Genomic DNA, 17,452 nt, shown 5'->3' with positions numbered 1-17,452 from the left:
AGGAGGCAGGTCATGTCCCATATCCATCGTTACACCCGAAGACACGGCGCCCAGCTTCTTTCACAGCACCGCACGCGCTTTCGCCTCTGGGCTCCATCCTGCTCCTCCGTGACGCTGGAAGCGGAAAACCTTCCCCCCGTCCCGATGACAAGGGAAAACGATGGATGGTTCGCGTGCGAAACACCCACCGGCGCGGGACTTCCTTATCGCTACCGCATCACTCCAGACCTGCTGGTTCCCGATCCGGCCTCCACCAGCCAGCCAGACGACGTGCATGGCCCCAGTGTCGTGACAGATCCCGATGCCTACAGCTGGCAGAATCCGCACTGGCGCGGAAAACCATGGGAAGAAGCCGTCATCTACGAAGTACATGTCGGACTGGCTGGCGGCTATACCAGGCTCGCAGCCGATCTTCCGCGCCTTGCCGCACTCGGCATCACCGCCATCGAACTCATGCCGATTGCGGAATTCCCCGGAGAACGCAACTGGGGATATGACGGCGTCCTGCCTTTTGCGCCTGAAAGCGCTTATGGCACGCCGGACGAACTCAAGGCGCTGATCGACCGCGCCCATACGCTTAACCTCATGATTTTTCTCGATGTAGTCTATAATCATTTCGGACCGGACGGGAACTTCATCGAACAGTATGCGCGTCCTTTCTTTCTGCAGGATCGTCGCACACCTTGGGGACATGCCATCGATTTCACCCAGCGGCCAGTCCGTGATTTCTTCATCGACAACGCGCTCTACTGGCTCATGGAATTCCGCTTCGACGGTCTGCGTCTTGATGCCGTGCAGGCCATTACGGAACAGGGCTGGCTTGCGGAGTTACGTGAAACCGTCAGGCAAACCGTGGAGCCGGACCGCCACGTTCATCTCATCCTTGAAAACGAAAACAACGACGCCCGTCTGCTGCGCGAAGGTTTCACCGCCCAGTGGAACGACGACGGGCACAATGCCCTGCATGTCATCCTCACGGGGGAGACGGAAGGTTATTACGGAAATTTCGCCTCCCACCCCGCAGAGGATCTTTCCTGTGTCCTCAAGGAAGGATTTCGGTTTCAGGGAGACAGATCGCCTGTCACGGGCAAAGCCCGAGGCGCTCCCTCAGCCGATCTGCCGACCGAAAAATTCATTCTGTTTCTGCAAAACCATGACCAGACCGGCAACCGCGCCATGGGAGAACGACTGACCGTTCTCGCGCAGCCACACATGCTGGAAGCAGCCTACGCCCTCCTTCTGCTCTCCCCCCAGATTCCGATGATCTTCTCTGGAGACGAATGGGGAACACGCACACCGTTCTTCTTTTTCACCAGCCACAATGCGGAACTGGCCCGGATCGTGCGCGATGGACGCCGACAGGAATTTGCCTCTTTCAGGCAGTTCCGGGACCCACACCACCGCGAACTCATCCCGGACCCGAACGATCCGCAGACGTTCGAACGCTCACGTCCTGACCGTCGGGAAATGGAGCAGCCGGAGCATAAGCAATGGCTGGACCGCACACGCGAACTCCTGTGTGTGCGACGCCAATATATCGTGCCGCGCCTGAAGAATACCCATGGACTGGACGTTACGCATCTGACCGGACAGGGCTGTGCGCTCCTCGCCCGCTGGGCGATGGAAGACGGATCCGTTCTGAACATCGCATTCAATCTGGGCGCAATTTCCGCCCGGCTCCCTTCCCCTCCCCAGGGAACCTCTCTCTACGGACTGCACACGACATTTCCATCCCAGGATCTGCCGCCTGCAAGCCTTCTCGCATGGCTGGAAGGAGAGGATCATGTCTGACCAGACCCTGAAACGGCAGGCCACGCGTCTGGGGCTGCAAGTGAACTGGAAGGACGCTCAGGGACACAGACGTCGGGTCTCGGTGGATACCCTGCGCCGCCTTGTGCCTTTGCTTGAATCCAAAGCGGGCTCCGGTGCGCCTTCCCTGCTGGTCACCGAAACAGGCGTTTCCACACCGCTTCCCACTAACGGCGCAAAGAATGGGGATAACGAACCCACTTTCTCACTTACCCTTGAAGACGGTCGCCAGATCGAAGGACGGCTGCGTCGCGCACGCGACGGCAAACTCCATCTCCCCCGCATAGCGCACGCAGGATATCACACCCTGTCAACGGGCAGGCAGGAGTTCACTCTGGCCATAGCGCCTCGGCAGGCCCCTCCCATTACGGGACGTGGATGGGGCCTCACCACCCAGATTTACAGCCTCAGGGCACAGAATGATGGAGGCATCGGCCATCTTGGCGCCGTCGCTGACCTCGCAAAGCGTGCAGGAACTGCGGGAGCCGACGCACTGTTGCTCAGCCCCACCCATGCCATGTTCGCCAGCAACTCCGCACAGTACAGCCCCTATTCCCCATCAAGCCGGCAATTTTTCAACGTGCTGCTTGCCGACCCGGCCTGCACGTTCGACACGGCGACGCTACAGGCCGCCCGCAAACACGCACATCTCAATCCCGAAGAACTGCATCAGCTTGAAACCGCCCCGCTCATCGACTGGCCTCGCGCAGGACATCTGCGTCTGAAACTTCTCCGAGCGCTCTATGATCTTCATATTGCCCCCGCCCCACCCGTCAACTTCACCGAATTCATCCGCGCTGGGGGCATGGAACTTCAGCAACACGCCATTTTTGAAGTGCTGCACGCACAGAGCGCCCGACGTGGACCGCGGGGCGGAGACTGGCGGCTCTGGCCCATCGCCATCCGTAGCCCCGGCTCCCCCGAAACAGCCCATTTCGCCCACGAGATGATGAGAGAGATCGACTTTCATCGGTTTCTGCAATGGATCACGTCCCGCAGCCTGCTCGCCGCACAGGAGTGCGCCCGCAAAAGCGGAATGAGGATCGGGCTGATCGGTGATCTCGCCGTAGGTGTCGATCCGGCAGGCAGCGAGTGCTGGATGCATCAGGGCGAACATCTGAGCGAAATCTCCATCGGAGCGCCTCCCGACGCCCTCAGCCGTTCCGGACAGAGCTGGGGTCTGACAACATTTTCTCCCCACGGTCTGCGCGCCAATGGCTACAGGGGCTTCATCGCCATGCTGCGCGCCAACCTGCCCCATATGGGTGGCCTGCGTATCGATCACGTCATGGGGCTGCGGAGACTCTGGATCATTCCCAAGGGGGAAGGCCCGGAAGATGGCGCCTATCTGACTTATCCCAGCGCAGATCTCATGCGGCTGTCCACACTGGAAGCCTCCCGCGCCAACGCTGTCCTCATCGGGGAAGATCTGGGCACCGTCGAACCAGCATTTCGCAGGGACATGATCCGCCATGGCCTGACAGGCATGAACGTCCTTCCGTTCCAACGCGATGCGGACGGCACATTTCTCACTTGCAAACAATGGTCACGCACAGCCGTGGCGATGACGACAACCCATGACCTGCCCCCATTGGCCCGCTGGTGGCAGGGTCTCGATCTCGCCAGAACGGACACGACCTCCCAGACGGAACGGACCACCGAACGCACTGCATTGTGGGCGACTGTAACGGACCGACCCGCGCCAGCCCCCCCTGTCAGCGCCACCGGAGCCGTCACCTTCGTGGACCGTGCAATCAGTTTCGTAGCGGACACCCCGTGCCCGCTCACTCTCGTGCCACTGGAAGACCTCGCGGGCTTAAACGAACAGCCCAACGTGCCCGGCACAACCACCAGCCACCCCAACTGGCGTCAACGCTACCCAGCGCCGGCCCGCACGCTGCTGATGCGACGCGGCGCAAAGAAACATCTCAGCATCCTGCAAACAGCCCGCCCCCGCACGTAACTGTCGTGAGACCCGCCATGCCCCGACTTCGTCCTGCTCTGCGCGCCACCATCCGCCTTCAGTTCCGGCAGGGCTTCACGCTGGATCATGCGGTCGAACTCGCGCCCTACTTTGAACGGCTTGGCGTCAGCCACATCTATGCCTCACCTCTTCTGACAGCCGCACCCGGTTCAACCCACGGATACGACGTTCTCGACTGTCATCACATCGACCCCGCCCTTGGAGGTGAGGCCGCCCTGAGGCGTCTCGCTCATGCGCTGCACGAGCGGAACATGGGTCTGATCCTCGACATCGTGCCCAACCATATGGCCGTGGGAGGCGCAGGAAACATCTGGTGGGAAAGCCTTCTGGCATGGGGACGGTGCAGCCCCTACGCCGGGTTTTTCGATATCGTCCGGGACGATCCCGATCCCCGGCTCAACGGACGTGTTCTCCTGCCATTCCTCGATCGCCCTTTTGAGGAAGCGCTTGCCTCAGGAATGCTGATTCTGAAGCACGATCAGGAAAGCGGCCTGTTTTTCATCCACCATCATGAACATCGATTCCCTATTTCTCCCGTTCATTACAGTGATCTTCTCAGGAGTATGGACCTGCCCCGCCCTTTGGCCGCCGCCCTGACTGTCATGGCGGAGCGTGGCGCGCCAGACAGGGACTGCGCTCACACACTCACCGCGCTTTCCCTATGGCTGAACACCACGATAGGCGGCGATGTGCTGGGCGCTCTTTCCATGCGCTTCAACCCCGCCCATGAGCCCGGACGGCAACAGCTCCGAAACCTGATCGCCCGCCAGCACTGGATATGCGCGTGGTGGCGCACAGCGTCCGATCTTCTCAACTGGCGGCGCTTCTTCGACAACACCTCACTCGGAGCCATCTGTGTCGAACGCGAGGACGTTTTCACCGCCACGCATCACCATGTTCTGTCCCTCCTTGATGAGGGCCTCATCGACGGACTTCGGATCGACCATATTGATGGACTGACTGCTCCCGCCGCCTATTGCCGCAGGTTGCGTCAGAAAATTCAGACCACCCAATCATCCTCGCCCGCGCATGTTCCAATCCATGTCGAGAAAATCCTTGCTCCCCACGAGAACCTTCCCACCGAATGGGAGGTGGACGGCACGACTGGCTATGATTTCATGGAGCAGGTTTCTCTCCTGCTGCACGATGCAGAGGGACAGGAAGCGCTGGACGCCCTGTGGCGGGACGCACGCGGCGACATGCCAGAAACAATGGAGGAAACACAACGTCAGGCCCGCGATGAGATTCTGACCTCCCTGTTCACCACCGAACTTGATCACCTCACCCGTCTGCTCCACGCCTCCTTCTCTTCTCTTTCCTGCGAAATATCCTTCCCAGCCATTCGGGAAACCCTGATAGCTTTCCTGCGTCATTTCCCACGCTACCGCAGTTATTACGCGGACAGTCTTCCCTTGAATCACACAGCCGATCTGGCATCCCTGACACAGGCCGCCACCGCGGCGCGCAAGGATATCCCCCTCTCCCGCCACGCTGTTCTTCAGCGCATTCTCGAACAGCTCTCCACGCCCGTTGAATCCGGCCCCTCTCCCGCCATGCGCCACATCCAGCGGACTTTCGAGCATCTCAGCGCTCCTCTTGCCGCAAAATCTCTCGAAGACACCGCATTCTATCGAAACGTACGTCTGCTTTCACGCAATGAGGTCGGGAGCGCGCCTGATACGCTGGCGCTTCCTGTCACCGCATTTCATGACGCCAGCCAGAAGCGGCAAACGGCACATCCTCTCTCACTCCTCGCCACGGCCACGCACGATCACAAGCGCGGCGAAGACAGCCGGATGCGCATTGCCGTCCTCAGTGAAGCGGCGGAAGAATGGCGCGCACTCGTTACGCCCTGGCTGAAAGACCGAACGCTCTCCCATGCACCGGATCGTGTCGATGCTCTCCTGCTCTACCAGAGCCTTCTCGGCGCATGGCCCGTGCAGGGCGATGTCGATGAAGAATTCGCACACCGCATGGCGCAATGGCTGACCAAGGCGCTCCGTGAAGGAAAGCGTCACACAAGCTGGCTGGAACCAAACGCGCCTTATGAAGAAGCCTGTCAGACCTATCTTGCGCATGTGCTCAATCCGGCTGAATCATCGGATTTCCTGCGTGATATGGGCCGCTTCGTCCGGCAGATCGCGCCCGCCGCGGCCCTGAACAGCCTGTCCCAGACCCTGCTGCGTGTTACCTCACCCGGCGTGCCCGACCTCTATCAAGGCTGCGAGTTGTGGGATTTCAGTCTGGTAGATCCGGACAACCGGCGGTCTGTCGATTTCAAAAAACGCGCAGAATGTCTGGAAACCTCTCCTGATATCGATCATGCCGCCACCACATGGCCAACCGGTGAGGTCAAGCTTCGACTCATTCAGCGCCTGCTGGCTTTTCGCGCCCAGAATCCGGCCCTGTTCCAACAGGGAGCCTATCACCCCGTCATGCTGGACACGCAGCACGTCGTCGCCTTCCTGCGCATATTGGGACATCAGCGTCTTCTGGTTCTGGCTCCCCGTCACACCTATGCGCAGAGTCCTGCGTGGGACTCTCTCTCTTTAAATCGGCCGCCTGCCGCCTTCGCCCTGCCTGTGGAATGTCACGGCCACTGGCGCAGTCTCCTGCGTGAACGCTCACTGAATATCGGAACACATCCGATCTGGCCGTTTGAAAACGACATGGCGCCACTCGACTGTTTTGTTTTGGAGAGATGAACAGGCCGTTTTTGACATCGATGAGCATCTGGCTCACCTGAGCCCTCTGGACGGTCTGCCTGAAGCATTTTCCCCGGATTGTCGATTTTGAAGTGTCCCGGTCTGACCTGCCCAAGTCCCTGTCCTGTTCGGACTGAAGCAAAAGCGGACATCCATCATTTGCTCCGGTTCTGACGTTCAGGATCCTGATGATCCAGACAAAGCACGACCTCTGCTTCGCCCAACAGCGACACCCCGCGAAAACTGGACAATCCAAACAGGCCAGCGTAGCGCTAGGCCAGCACACCCCAGAGTGTCATGAAGCATGGTTACGCAGGAGCAGGCTGTCATTCGCGCTGTCACATCCATTGATGTCGCCCGGTTGGCCGGTGTCTCCCAATCAGCGGTCTCGCGGGCGTTCTCTCCCGGCTCCAGCATTTCAGACCAGACGAAACAGAAGGTTCTGGCCGCCGCAGAGAGCCTCGGATACCGACCGAACCGTATTCCGGCCATCATGCTGTCGGGCCGATCCTGCATGGTGGGCGTGGTCATCGGCGGTCTGGAAAACCCGTTTTACGCTACGGCGCTGGAACGTCTGGCGACCGCATTACGGGAAAGCGGCCTTCAGGTGCTTCTCATGCATGTCGATGACGCCCTGACCCTTGATAATGCGCTCGACCAGCTGGTGAGCTACCGGATCGACGCCATTGTCACGTCACTGGCAATCGGATCGAAGACGGTGGCGCAAGCCTTGTCCAGACTCCGGATTCCGGTTGTCTGCTTCAACTCATCTCTGGTCGGACCATGGATTTCGACCGTCAACTCCGACAATCACGGAGCAGGTTTCACCGCCGCGCGCCTCATCATGGAAAAGGGCCGCGTGCGTCCGGTGTGGCTGGCTGGACCCGAGCGAAATGCAGCCTCCCTCGCCCGCGCCGAAGGGTTTCTGCAGGGCCTGCAGCAAACGCGCACAAGCCCCATCGAACCGACCCGTTTGCAAGGTGATGACACCTATGACAGCGGCTACGCAGCCATACTGAGCCTGAAAAAACGGGGCATCCGACCAGACAGCCTCTTTGCCAGCAACGACATGATGGCGTGCGGCGCGATGGACGCCTTACGGGAAGAAATGGAACTGCGCTGCCCCGACGACGTCATCATGCTGGGGTACGATAATATCCCACAGGCGACATGGCGCAGCTACGACCTGACATCGTTTGACCAATGCACCGGGAAAATGGTCGCCCGCGCACTGGAACTGCTTGAAAAAGCCTTTCAGGCAAAAGACAGTTCTCATTCCCATACTCACATCATTGACGCGAAGTTGATCGAACGCGGCAGCACACGCCTCCCCCTCTGAACAAGGAAGGGGTTGCATCCTCCCCTGAAAAGCGTGTTGTCTTGCATAGCTATGCAAGACCGTTCGCCAACAGTCAGGAGCCCCGTATGAGCGACCAGAATTTTCGCAGCATCCTTACCGGATCGTTCTCCACGCCCTGCGCCGACAACCCGACAGTCGCCATGATCGAGGCTGCCTATCGCCACGCCGGGATTGATGCCCGCTACATCAACTGCGACGTGCAGGCAGGCAATCTGGCCGACGCAGTAAAGGGTGCGGTCGCCATGGAGTGGGTCGGCTTCAACTGCTCGCTCCCCCACAAGGTGGCGGTTATCGAACATCTTGACGAACTGACCGATGCTGCGCGGATTATTGGCGCGGTGAACTGCGTCACCATCCGCGACGGTCGGATGATCGGCAACAATACGGACGGCAAAGGCTTTCTGGCCTCCCTCAAGGACGTCGTTGATCCGTCCGGCAAGAAAATTTTCCTGCTTGGAGCGGGTGGAGCCGCACGCGCCATCGCCGTTGAACTGGGACTGGCTGGCGCAGCCCATATAACCGTCGTCAACCGTGACGCCGCCAAGGCTGAAACCATTGCCGCTCTGGTGCGCGACAACACTGACAGCGACGCGACAGCCACCCCATGGGAAGGAAAGGCCCGGATTTCTGACGGCACGGATGTTGTCATCAACGCAACCTCGATAGGGCTTGGCGATGCGGATGCGATTCCCGAAATCGACCTCGGCACTCTGAAAAAAGGCCAGATCGTAGCGGATGTCATTCCAAACCCACCGATGACGCGCCTTCTGCGTGAGGCGCGTGAAAAAGGCTGCACACCACTTGATGGTCTGGGTATGCTGGTCAATCAGGGGGTGATCGGCGTTGAGTTGTGGCTTGGCAAAACCCTTGATGCGGACGTCATGAAAAAGACCCTGCGTGATATTTTCGATGTCTCCGACGCGGGCTGAAAACAGCGTTTTCCATCGACAGGAGAAGGAGCTTCCCATATGCCAGCCGCCGTGGACCAACCGCATTCCCACAAACATAAACGCGCCCTGACAGCGCTGTCGGACATGGGGCATCAGGGCGATCAGACCCGCTCGGCGCACCGGTATGTGTCCATGGCCGCCGCAGTAGCCGCCGTGGGCGGTCTCCTGTTCGGTTACGACACAGGGATCATCGCCTCGGCCCTGATTTTTGTGACGAAAACATTTTCGCTGTCCACCGCAGGACAGGAATGGGTGGCGGCGTCCCTGAATATCGGCGCTGTTTTTGGCGCTTTGCTAAGTGGACCCATTTCGGACCGTTGGGGCAGACGCCCGGCCATCATGGTCGCGGCAGGCATTTTTATCGCGGCTTCCGTGGGCTGCGGACTGGCTCCCAATGTCAGCACTCTGATTACCGCCCGTCTGTGGCTGGGTGCGGCGATTGGCGCAACAACGCAGATTGTACCGGTCTACGTCGCGGAACTGGCTCCGGCATCCCGTCGCGGCGGGCTGGTATCGCTGTTCCAGCTCGTCTTTTCACTTGGACTGCTGCTGGCTTTCTTTGTGGGATATGAACTGTCCGGTGGCACAGGCGCATGGCGAGCCATGTTCATGCTCGGCGCCATTCCGGCAATGCTGCTTGGCCTCGGCATGTTCTTCCTGCCAGAAAGCCCGCGATGGCTGCTGCATCACGAGCATGAGCCACGGGCCGTCTCAATTCTCTACAAACTGCGCGGACACAAGGATCTTGTGCGTCAGGAACTGGATGATGTCCTGACAGTCGATCACAAGGAACAGACTGCCTCCGAAGGATCGGGCCTGAACCAGCGCTGGATACGCCCTGCCCTGATCGCTGCCCTCGGGGTCGCCGCTTTTTCACAACTCTCCGGCCCGAATGTCATTGTCTATTACGCGCCCATCATCCTCTCGCAGGCCGGACTTGTTCATTCCGCCGCCCTGCTGACATCGGTGTCCGTAGGCGTCACATCCACAATCACAACAGCAATGGGCATTGCGTTGATCGACAAGGTCGGTCGCCGCCGCATGATGCTCACCATGCTACCGATGGCGGCCCTGTCCCTGTTCCTGCTGGGAGCCGTTTTCCTGAGTTCCGCACCGCTGGCTGGCGGTCGCCTGGTCCTTATGGTTGCCTCTCTTCTCGGCTATATCTTCTTTAATTTCGGCTCGCTGTCCGTAGCAGTCTGGCTGATCGCCGCCGAAGTCTTCCCCCTTTGCATCCGCAGCAAGGCCATGGGACTGGCGAGCGCGACAGTATGGCTGTCGGATACGCTCGTATCCCTCGTGACGCTGTCTCTCGTTGAGGCGCTGGGCACAACCGGCACCTTCTGGCTGTTCGGCCTTATAAACGTCGCGGCTTTTGTGTTCGTATGGAAATACGTCCCTGAAACAGCAGGAACCACACTGGAAGAAATTGAAAGCGCACTCCGGTCCGGAACCTTTTACACGAACATCGGTCGTCAGACCGCTTCTCACCGGAGTTGATGAGCCGGAAGACGTATTGACAGTGCAAACAGCAGCAATCTGGTTGCCTACCGATCAGCTTCCAGTCCGGTACGTGCTGATCTTTATTTCTGTGAGAATTTCACCTGCTGCATTTCCGGCGTTACATGCGCATAGCATTGACCTGCACATGATGCGGATCACAGCTTAGAACAGAGGAAAATAACAGAATTGCTCAAGCAATCAGATCAATAATTACGGAAACAATCGGATTTCAGCGGATGTCAGTAAACATGGCCGACCTTGCCAGAACCAAATGAGAACTATGTCTACGCTATCCTCTTTGGGGATTTTGCTATCGTTCCTAATGAGCGGCACGAGCGGCGACTTCTTTGAGAGACTTACATCGTTAGATGGACCGGTGATGGACAGCGTATGGATAAGACTTGGCCGTTTTTTGGTCCGACACATTCCAAGCAGAAAGTAAATGGAAGCCAACACTCGCTGCTGTTCGGCACCCTGTAAGCGGCCCCTTGCGTTATGAGGTTACGGCTTAGGTCGTTTCGAAATGCTTCACGATCATCTGGTTAAACGTGGAAAATACATAGCCATCATCGACACCGTAAAATCTCTCTCCATCGGAGACATAGCTCGGGGTCGTGAGCGCTCGACGAGCACGATGAGGGAATTCGCGGCGGGATTGTTGGATCCCATCAATGGTCTGAAAATGGGAAAAAAACATGATTTTATCGTCCGGCATCAGTTTGATAAGTCCGATGCCGTGATTATTCGCTGTAGTTAGCGTCCCTGACTGGAAGCCTGTGCGGGTCACCATGTAAGCTTTTATGTTGAAACCATAGCCGCCGGAAAGACGACCGATGAGTTCGTCCACCAGCCTGACTTCTAGATCACGCCCATGATCCTTACATTCGAAGATAACGACGTGAGTGGGCTTCGCATTATCGTTATCATAATTATCCTTTACATAAACCTCGAGCACATTTTCGAAATCTACTTCCGCCTCTCTGTTACGCGAATAATATTTCGCTTTAGCCTTGAATCGACAAAGCTCAGGTCGATATGGAAGCTCACCTGACTGCAATAAACTTTCAACCAGATCAGCAACTTCTTTCTCTAGCGCTTTGCCGTCATTCTTACTCACTCTCCACACCCCAATGCCACTTTTATATCCCGTCTATCAGCAGTCAGTTATGAAGAAACAAATATCGTCGAAAGCTACTAGGCTCCGTTTCAAGCATGTAAGTAGCGGATAATAGTGTGAAAATGGCGGTTCTATATGCCGAATAGCAGCGTGCTGTGATCGGCGGCAACATCGGAAACAGATGGAAATCGACAATGAATGGCGGATGGGGTGTCTGCCAAAACGACGCCCCCCCAAGGGGCCTAAAGATACATTTTCTATGTTAAAACAATATATTAAATTGTACCATCGCCATCTGACGCCGCAGATAGACGCGTCGAACCGCATGATATAAGGTGGGACTGAAGATGGGATTAAAAGACCATGAGCAAGCTTCCGCCGAACCAGTTAACCGTGCGTAAGATCGCGAGCATGAAAGATGGCGTTTATGGCGACGGTGGAAACCTATGGATCACGATCCGAGGGGAAACACGTGCTTGGACCTTTCGCTACAAAAGCCCTCTGACCGGGAAGCGCCGGGAAATGGGACTAGGCCCTGCCCGTGACGTCTCCCTTTCCGAAGCACGTAGCAAAGCCACCGACGCTCGACGTCTTTTACTGGAGGGACGTGATCCTCTGGAGGAACAAGCCCAAAGGAAGCGAAGCGCTACCAAGGAGCGGACTTTCAAAGAGGTTGCTGAACACTATATCACGGAACAGACTCCTGCCTGGAAAGACCCACGTTCCGCACCCATGTGGCGGAGTTCGCTCGATCGGCATGTCTACCCCCTCATGGGAAACTGCTCAATTGCTCAGGTCCAGACTGAAGATGTTCTGGCCGTACTCCGTCCGATCTGGGAAACCACCACGGAGACAGCCAGTCGCTTGCGTGGGCGCATTGAGCGTATTCTGGATTACGCGCACAGTCATCATTGGCGCGAAGGCAACAACCCTGCGCGTTGGCGCGGTCATCTTGCCAACATTCTTCCCAAACCAACAGCCGTGGCAAAAGTCGTGCACCATGCGGCCGTGCCTTATCGCGATCTTCCTTCTGTGTTTGCGCAACTTGTGCGACAAGACGGCGCTGCAGCTCATGCCGCCCGCTTTCTCTGCCTGACGGCGGCTCGTTCTGGTGAAGTGCGTCATGCACGGTGGTCTGAGATTGACCTCGAAAAGCAAATCTGGGTAGTCCCAGCGGAACGCATGAAAGCGAAGCGGGGACATCGCGTGCCCTTGACGACGGGTGCCCTGAACGTGCTCCGACGAATGGAAATACTGCGCCCCCTTCCCTCTGCAGATGGTCTGATTTTCCCTGGAGGCAAAATCGGATCACCCCTTAGTGACGTCGCCATCTCCAAAGCACTCCATCGTGCGGCTGGGACTAAAGACGTAACCATTCACGGACTGCGCTCCAGTTTTCGCGACTGGGCAGCAGAAGAAACCGACTTCCCGCGGGAAGTCGCAGAAATGGCACTGGCCCACGCCATTGGTAACAAGGTCGAGGCCGCCTATCGGCGAGGAGATCTACTCAACAAGCGGCAGGAGATGATGAAGCAATGGGAGCAATTCTGCACAGGTCGCGTATAGAAATCCTGGGCGCTTTTTTTTGGGGGGATTGCCGAATGTCCGGTCACAGGCACTAATTAGGGCGTGTCGTCAGTTAAGCGGAGGATTATGCTGCTTGTACTCCTGCCTGATCTGTGATGTTTTCTCCCTGTTTTTCGGGGAGAGTATGAATGCGACGGTATGGTCTGAGCGACGGTCAGTGGGAGCAGCTAAAAGATTTTCTCCCGGGTCGTGAAAGTCATACCGGTAGGACGGCTGCGGATAACCGTCTGTTTGTGGAAGCCGTGCTATATCGTTATCGCGCAGGCACTTCCTGACGTGACCTGCCTGTCCGCTTTGGGGACTGGAAGAACGTGCACCGGCGTCTGCGTCGCTAGTGCGAAAGTGGTGTCATCGAAAGGATATCTCGTCATCTGGCCGCAGATCATGACAATGAATACATGATAATCGACAGCACGATTATCCGCGCTCACCAGCATAGTGCGGGCACCCGTAAAAAAAGGGCGCGGATCAGGCCATCGGGCTGTCCCGTGGCGGACGAAGCGATGATCGTGGCATTTCGGCGGCATACGTCGCTACCGCTGGATGACTGCCTTTATGCATTGCAGGCCACTATCCCATATCTGACACGCTCAGCCCTGCATCGCTGTCTTCTGCGGTACGGGATTTCACACCTGCCTGACATTGAAGGGGACAAACCGAAGCGTTCAGCGCTTCAAACGCTACCCGATCGGATTCTTCCACCTCGACATCGCCGAGGTCCAGACCGCTGAAGGCAAGCAGCATTTTTTCGTCGCCATAGACCGGACAAGCAAGTTTGCGTTGGTGCAACTCGCGGAAAAGGCCAACAGAAGAACAGCCCGGGAGTTTCTCGAACATCTTCTGCGTGTCGTGCCCAACCCGATTCATCCCATCCTGACCGACAATGGCATCCTGTTCGCCGAGCAGCCTCGTAACCGCGGTATGGCATGGTCACGTTCCATGCTTTTCGACATGATCTCCGAGACCAACGGGATCGAGCATCGCCTGACAAAGCCCAATCGCCCCTGGACCAATGGCCAAGTCGAGCGGACGTGTCGCACGATCAAGGAAGCAACTGTCAAACACTTCCATTACGGCAGCCATGAGTTGTTGAGGACTCACCTCAATGATTTCATTGTCGCCTATAATTTTGGACGAAGGCTCAAGACCCTCAAAGGTCTCACGCCCTATGAATAAATCTGCAGGATCTGGACTTCAGAGCCAGAACGATTCATCATTAAACCCCGGGACTAAACACCCAAATCGTCCGATGGCCTGATCCGCGCCCCTTTTTTGAGAACTCCGGCACTATGCTGATGCGCCCAGACAATCATGCTGTCGATTATCATGTATTCATTGTCATGATCTGCGGCCAGATGACGAGATATCCTTTCGATGACACCACTTTCGCACTAGCGACGCAGACGCCGGTGCATGTTCTTCCAGTCCCCAAAGCGGACAGGCAGATCACGCCATGGAATGCCCTCGCGATAGCGATACGGTACTCTGCCTCCACGATAGACGGTTGTCCGCAGCCGTGCCGCCGATATGACCTTCACGACCGAGAAGAAGGTGCTTTATTCTCTTCCACTGGTCGTCGCGCAAACCATAACGTCTCATCTCCCTGCCTCCCCTAAAACCGGGAAAACAGTCAGCACCCGCAACCAGAAAGTACAAATCTCACTCAGGGTTTAACTGACGACACGTTGTAGGTAAGTTGGTTTGTCAGACAAACGATTTGCCTCATCAATGATAGAATGGAAATTAATCCGATCGTTGTTGTCCAAAATGATATTATGTCTCTTGTATGAAGGCCAATGTGACTGATTTATCTTTTGATAATCGACTACATCCGACACAAAATGCAATATCAAAATAAAAATTTGCATTATTTTGATATTTTCTGTCGACATGTTTTCTCCGCTTAAGCTAAGTACATAATATTAGCCAAACGGAGTAACGATGAAAGCAAAATTGATTGCCCTCGCCGATCAAAAACTCTTGGAGGGTGATCGTTCGAGCGCTTGTGAAGCAATACGTGTCTTCTATATGCTTTATGATGCTGAAGAGTTGTCTAAGGCTCTTCTGAATAAAGACCTAAAGAATTCTCAACTTAAAAAATCTACGTCTCTCACCAAAAATGTGAAGGTATGAATATTCCAGACATACCTTTCTTATACAGATTTTGGATTTGAACAAGCTATAGTATTTAGAGGGTGTTATGTGCCTAGAGCGAGTATAGCGTATTTTTAAGCATGAAGCATGCGAATGCAATGACATAAGAATACTTGGGAGTGTTGAGGCATAGCGCGTCATAATCTTTAGCAAGTCTGCGGCATCGTGTGGCGCATGAGAAAGACCGTTCTACGCCCCATCGGCGCGGCAGCAGGACAAAGCCGCGTTTAGCTTCGGCAATTTGACGACCTCAAGAGTGATACCATTGGGTCTGCGCTGCTCAGGCAGGTTTCCTGTCTGTGTGTCCCTGATCGATACAGGCCAGTTCGACGCTTTCGCCCATCACCTCCTGAATGGTGGCGTCGAGGCGCCCTACCCCGGCGCGATGGTCCCGATTGGCTGGCGTGACGTGCAGGGCAGAAAATGGCTAAACGTATCCACGGCCATGTGCAGTTTCTATGCTTTTGTCTTGCCTCACCATCACACCCCGCGCGCGGTCCGCTCTCCCCTGCTTTTGAAACAAGAGGAAAGACACAGATCAAATGGAAGTAGAAACGACATAACTCTATCGCTTAACTGACGACACATCCTAACGCCATACCGCAATATATGCACGTAATTTCTCTATATTTAGAGAGTGTATTTTAAATATTATAATTTCTATAAATTTATATAAAATGCACATTTAATATATGCAATTTATTTTTCTTATTTCGTCTATAGAAATAGTATTTATTTTTTGATACAAATTATTTATAAAGACACATTATGAAAATAATTGGTCCCTTTTCATTATTAAAGCTCGTTAGAACTGAGACATGTGAATGGATACATATGTCTTTGTCACGAGCATGATACAAACGTTCTTTTTTGATATTACATGATCTGTTTGGAAGACTTTGATCGGAGGAATCGACGAAGAGCAAGACTCCACAAAGAACCTTCGAGGGACGATCTCCGCAGCTTTATGGCGTCATTAGAACGACTGGAGGTGGCACGCCCGCCGTCTGAGTTCGATCTCAAGAGAGACACCCCAGTTTTCGAACAGACGATAAGCGATCATCTAACCTGAGAGAGCAGGTTTATGGGGAATGTTACCCGGAAATGTTATTCTGTTGAACTCAAGTCACGCGTCGCGCTGGGCGTGAGCAGAGGCTGCCGACCTAGCGTTGAAACACGCCGTCAGGTAATAGATGAATTATCCGCTCCCAATGGCTGAATTATGCAACAGAGCCAATATCATAGTCAAATTTCGGGACCACACAGCCAAAATCAATTACACTCGTGGCTATGCAACTCATCTTTGCGCTAATATATAGGTAAACTGTGTACAAGTATCTCAGGGCTGATCATGTCTCAAAATAAAGACAATCGTACGTATAAGAAGCGAAAAGATAATTTAACAGACAATCTTCTTCCGTCTGTCGCCATCGCGCTGTATGTAAAAAATGAATTTTCCGATATTGCAGGCTGGATCAGTTGGCATTTTGCACTCGGCGTAAAGACACTTTTTATATTTGATGATCATTCGACTGATGGAACTTGGGAGATTATTCAGGCGGCAGCCAAGTGTTATGACATTAGGTTTACAAGAACATCGCCTGAACTTGAAGCAGATTTCACTAAACGTCAACGTGATGCTTTTTTCATGGCGGCTAGGGAATGCAAGGGAAAATACGATTGGCTGGGATGCCTAGATGGTGATGAATATGTCTATCTTCGCCATAGTGATAGTTTACCTGATTTTCTTTCAAAATTCAATCATGCGGATGCTATCGGTTTCTCTTGGAAGATATACGGTAGTTCGGATCGGGTTCTTAGACCTCGCATTCCTGCTCCGCAAGCTTTCACGAGACATTCGACAAAAGAGTTGAACGATAATGTTCTTATAAAGAGCTTTTTTAGGCCCGATAAGTTGGGCGAAGTCTGGTACAATCCCCATTTCTTTGATATTCCCAAAGGTCGATACGTTCGTCCTGACGGTAGTTTTATGCGGGAGGAGCGTGCAGAACAGCCGATCGAATGGGATGATGCTTACATCTTGCATTTTATAACTAGAAGTATGGCTCAATACATTGAACGCATTAGACGTCGGGTCCAAAGTGATCTATGTGACTCCCAAGTTAACTGGGCACATTTCAATAGGAATGATATCGAAGACCTAGAACCTCTTCGACGCGGATTTCTCACACTTGAGGCAATTTCGGGTCATTTTGTAGAATTCAGTCATCCCACAGGAGCCCGATCTGGAATATTGACGATATTCTGCTTCTGGCGGCGGGT

Annotated in this window: 10 protein-coding genes and 4 pseudogenes; 11 read left to right on the top strand and 3 right to left on the bottom strand. The window is 55.1% G+C overall.

Annotated features, from left to right (window positions below):
- The first annotated feature begins 12 nt into the window (after positions 1-12).
- The 6 genes from treZ (at position 13) to GVI59_RS00045 (ending at position 10,308) form a co-directional block, all read left to right on the top strand.
- Entirely contained in the window at positions 13-1,791 is a 1,779-nt protein-coding gene (gene treZ / locus GVI59_RS00070) for a malto-oligosyltrehalose trehalohydrolase (protein WP_173572288.1), read from the top strand.
- Entirely contained in the window at positions 1,784-3,772 is a 1,989-nt protein-coding gene (gene malQ / locus GVI59_RS00065; RefSeq protein WP_173572287.1) for a 4-alpha-glucanotransferase, read from the top strand. Before treZ ends, malQ begins: the two co-directional genes overlap by 8 nt.
- A 17-nt stretch (positions 3,773-3,789) precedes the next feature.
- Positions 3,790-6,498: a malto-oligosyltrehalose synthase gene (gene treY / locus GVI59_RS00060; protein ID WP_173572286.1), complete on the top strand. Its 2,709-nt coding sequence runs from the start codon at positions 3,790-3,792 to the stop codon at positions 6,496-6,498.
- Positions 6,499-6,802: 304 nt separating this feature from the next.
- Positions 6,803-7,837, top strand: coding sequence for a LacI family DNA-binding transcriptional regulator (locus GVI59_RS00055; RefSeq protein ID WP_173572285.1), 1,035 nt, complete (start codon positions 6,803-6,805; stop codon positions 7,835-7,837).
- An 86-nt stretch (positions 7,838-7,923) separates the two neighbouring features.
- On the top strand, positions 7,924-8,787 hold the full coding sequence (locus GVI59_RS00050; protein ID WP_173572284.1) for a shikimate dehydrogenase family protein: 864 nt from the start codon (positions 7,924-7,926) through the stop codon (positions 8,785-8,787).
- Between the two features lie 39 nt (positions 8,788-8,826).
- Entirely contained in the window at positions 8,827-10,308 is a 1,482-nt protein-coding gene (locus tag GVI59_RS00045) for a sugar porter family MFS transporter (RefSeq protein ID WP_173572283.1), read from the top strand.
- A gap of 511 nt (positions 10,309-10,819) precedes the next feature.
- Here GVI59_RS00045 and GVI59_RS00040 read toward each other — a convergent pair.
- The gene (locus GVI59_RS00040) at positions 10,820-11,428 is read right to left on the bottom strand and encodes a hypothetical protein (RefSeq protein ID WP_173572282.1); all 609 of its coding nucleotides are present in this window, start codon (positions 11,426-11,428) and stop codon (positions 10,820-10,822) included.
- A 363-nt stretch (positions 11,429-11,791) separates the two neighbouring features.
- Here GVI59_RS00040 and GVI59_RS00035 point away from each other — a divergent pair, with 363 nt between their 5' ends.
- The 3 genes and pseudogenes from GVI59_RS00035 to GVI59_RS00025 form a co-directional block, all read left to right on the top strand.
- On the top strand, positions 11,792-12,994 hold the full coding sequence (locus GVI59_RS00035; protein ID WP_173572281.1) for a tyrosine-type recombinase/integrase: 1,203 nt from the start codon (positions 11,792-11,794) through the stop codon (positions 12,992-12,994).
- A gap of 149 nt (positions 12,995-13,143) precedes the next feature.
- Positions 13,144-13,511 (top strand): annotated as a pseudogene (locus GVI59_RS00030) (IS5 family transposase); the annotation flags it as partial.
- A pseudogene (locus GVI59_RS00025) lies at positions 13,510-14,188 on the top strand (integrase core domain-containing protein); the annotation flags it as partial. The pseudogenes GVI59_RS00030 and GVI59_RS00025, both read left to right, overlap by 2 nt.
- A gap of 221 nt (positions 14,189-14,409) precedes the next feature.
- Here GVI59_RS00025 and GVI59_RS19445 read toward each other — a convergent pair.
- Positions 14,410-14,614 (bottom strand): annotated as a pseudogene (locus GVI59_RS19445) (transposase); the annotation flags it as partial.
- Positions 14,615-14,956: 342 nt separating this feature from the next.
- On the opposite strand from GVI59_RS19445, the gene GVI59_RS00015 reads away from it, so the two are divergent.
- A complete protein-coding gene (locus GVI59_RS00015; protein ID WP_173572279.1) occupies positions 14,957-15,148 on the top strand; it encodes a hypothetical protein in 192 nt (63 codons plus the stop codon).
- 151 nt (positions 15,149-15,299) lie between these two features.
- Here GVI59_RS00015 and GVI59_RS19440 read toward each other — a convergent pair.
- Positions 15,300-15,395: pseudogene (locus GVI59_RS19440) on the bottom strand (IS5/IS1182 family transposase); the annotation flags it as partial.
- Between the two features lie 1,125 nt (positions 15,396-16,520).
- Between GVI59_RS19440 and GVI59_RS00005 the strand changes: the two are divergent.
- Positions 16,521-17,452: glycosyltransferase family 2 protein (locus GVI59_RS00005; protein ID WP_173572278.1), on the top strand; the 932-nt coding region annotated here is incomplete at its 3' end.

Origin of the sequence: Acetobacter sicerae (assembly GCF_011516765.1) — a bacterium.
GTDB classification, from domain to species: Bacteria; Pseudomonadota; Alphaproteobacteria; order Acetobacterales; family Acetobacteraceae; genus Acetobacter; species Acetobacter sicerae.
Note: the sequence above shows the minus strand (reverse complement) of the source record. Positions and strands in the feature narration are given on the sequence as shown.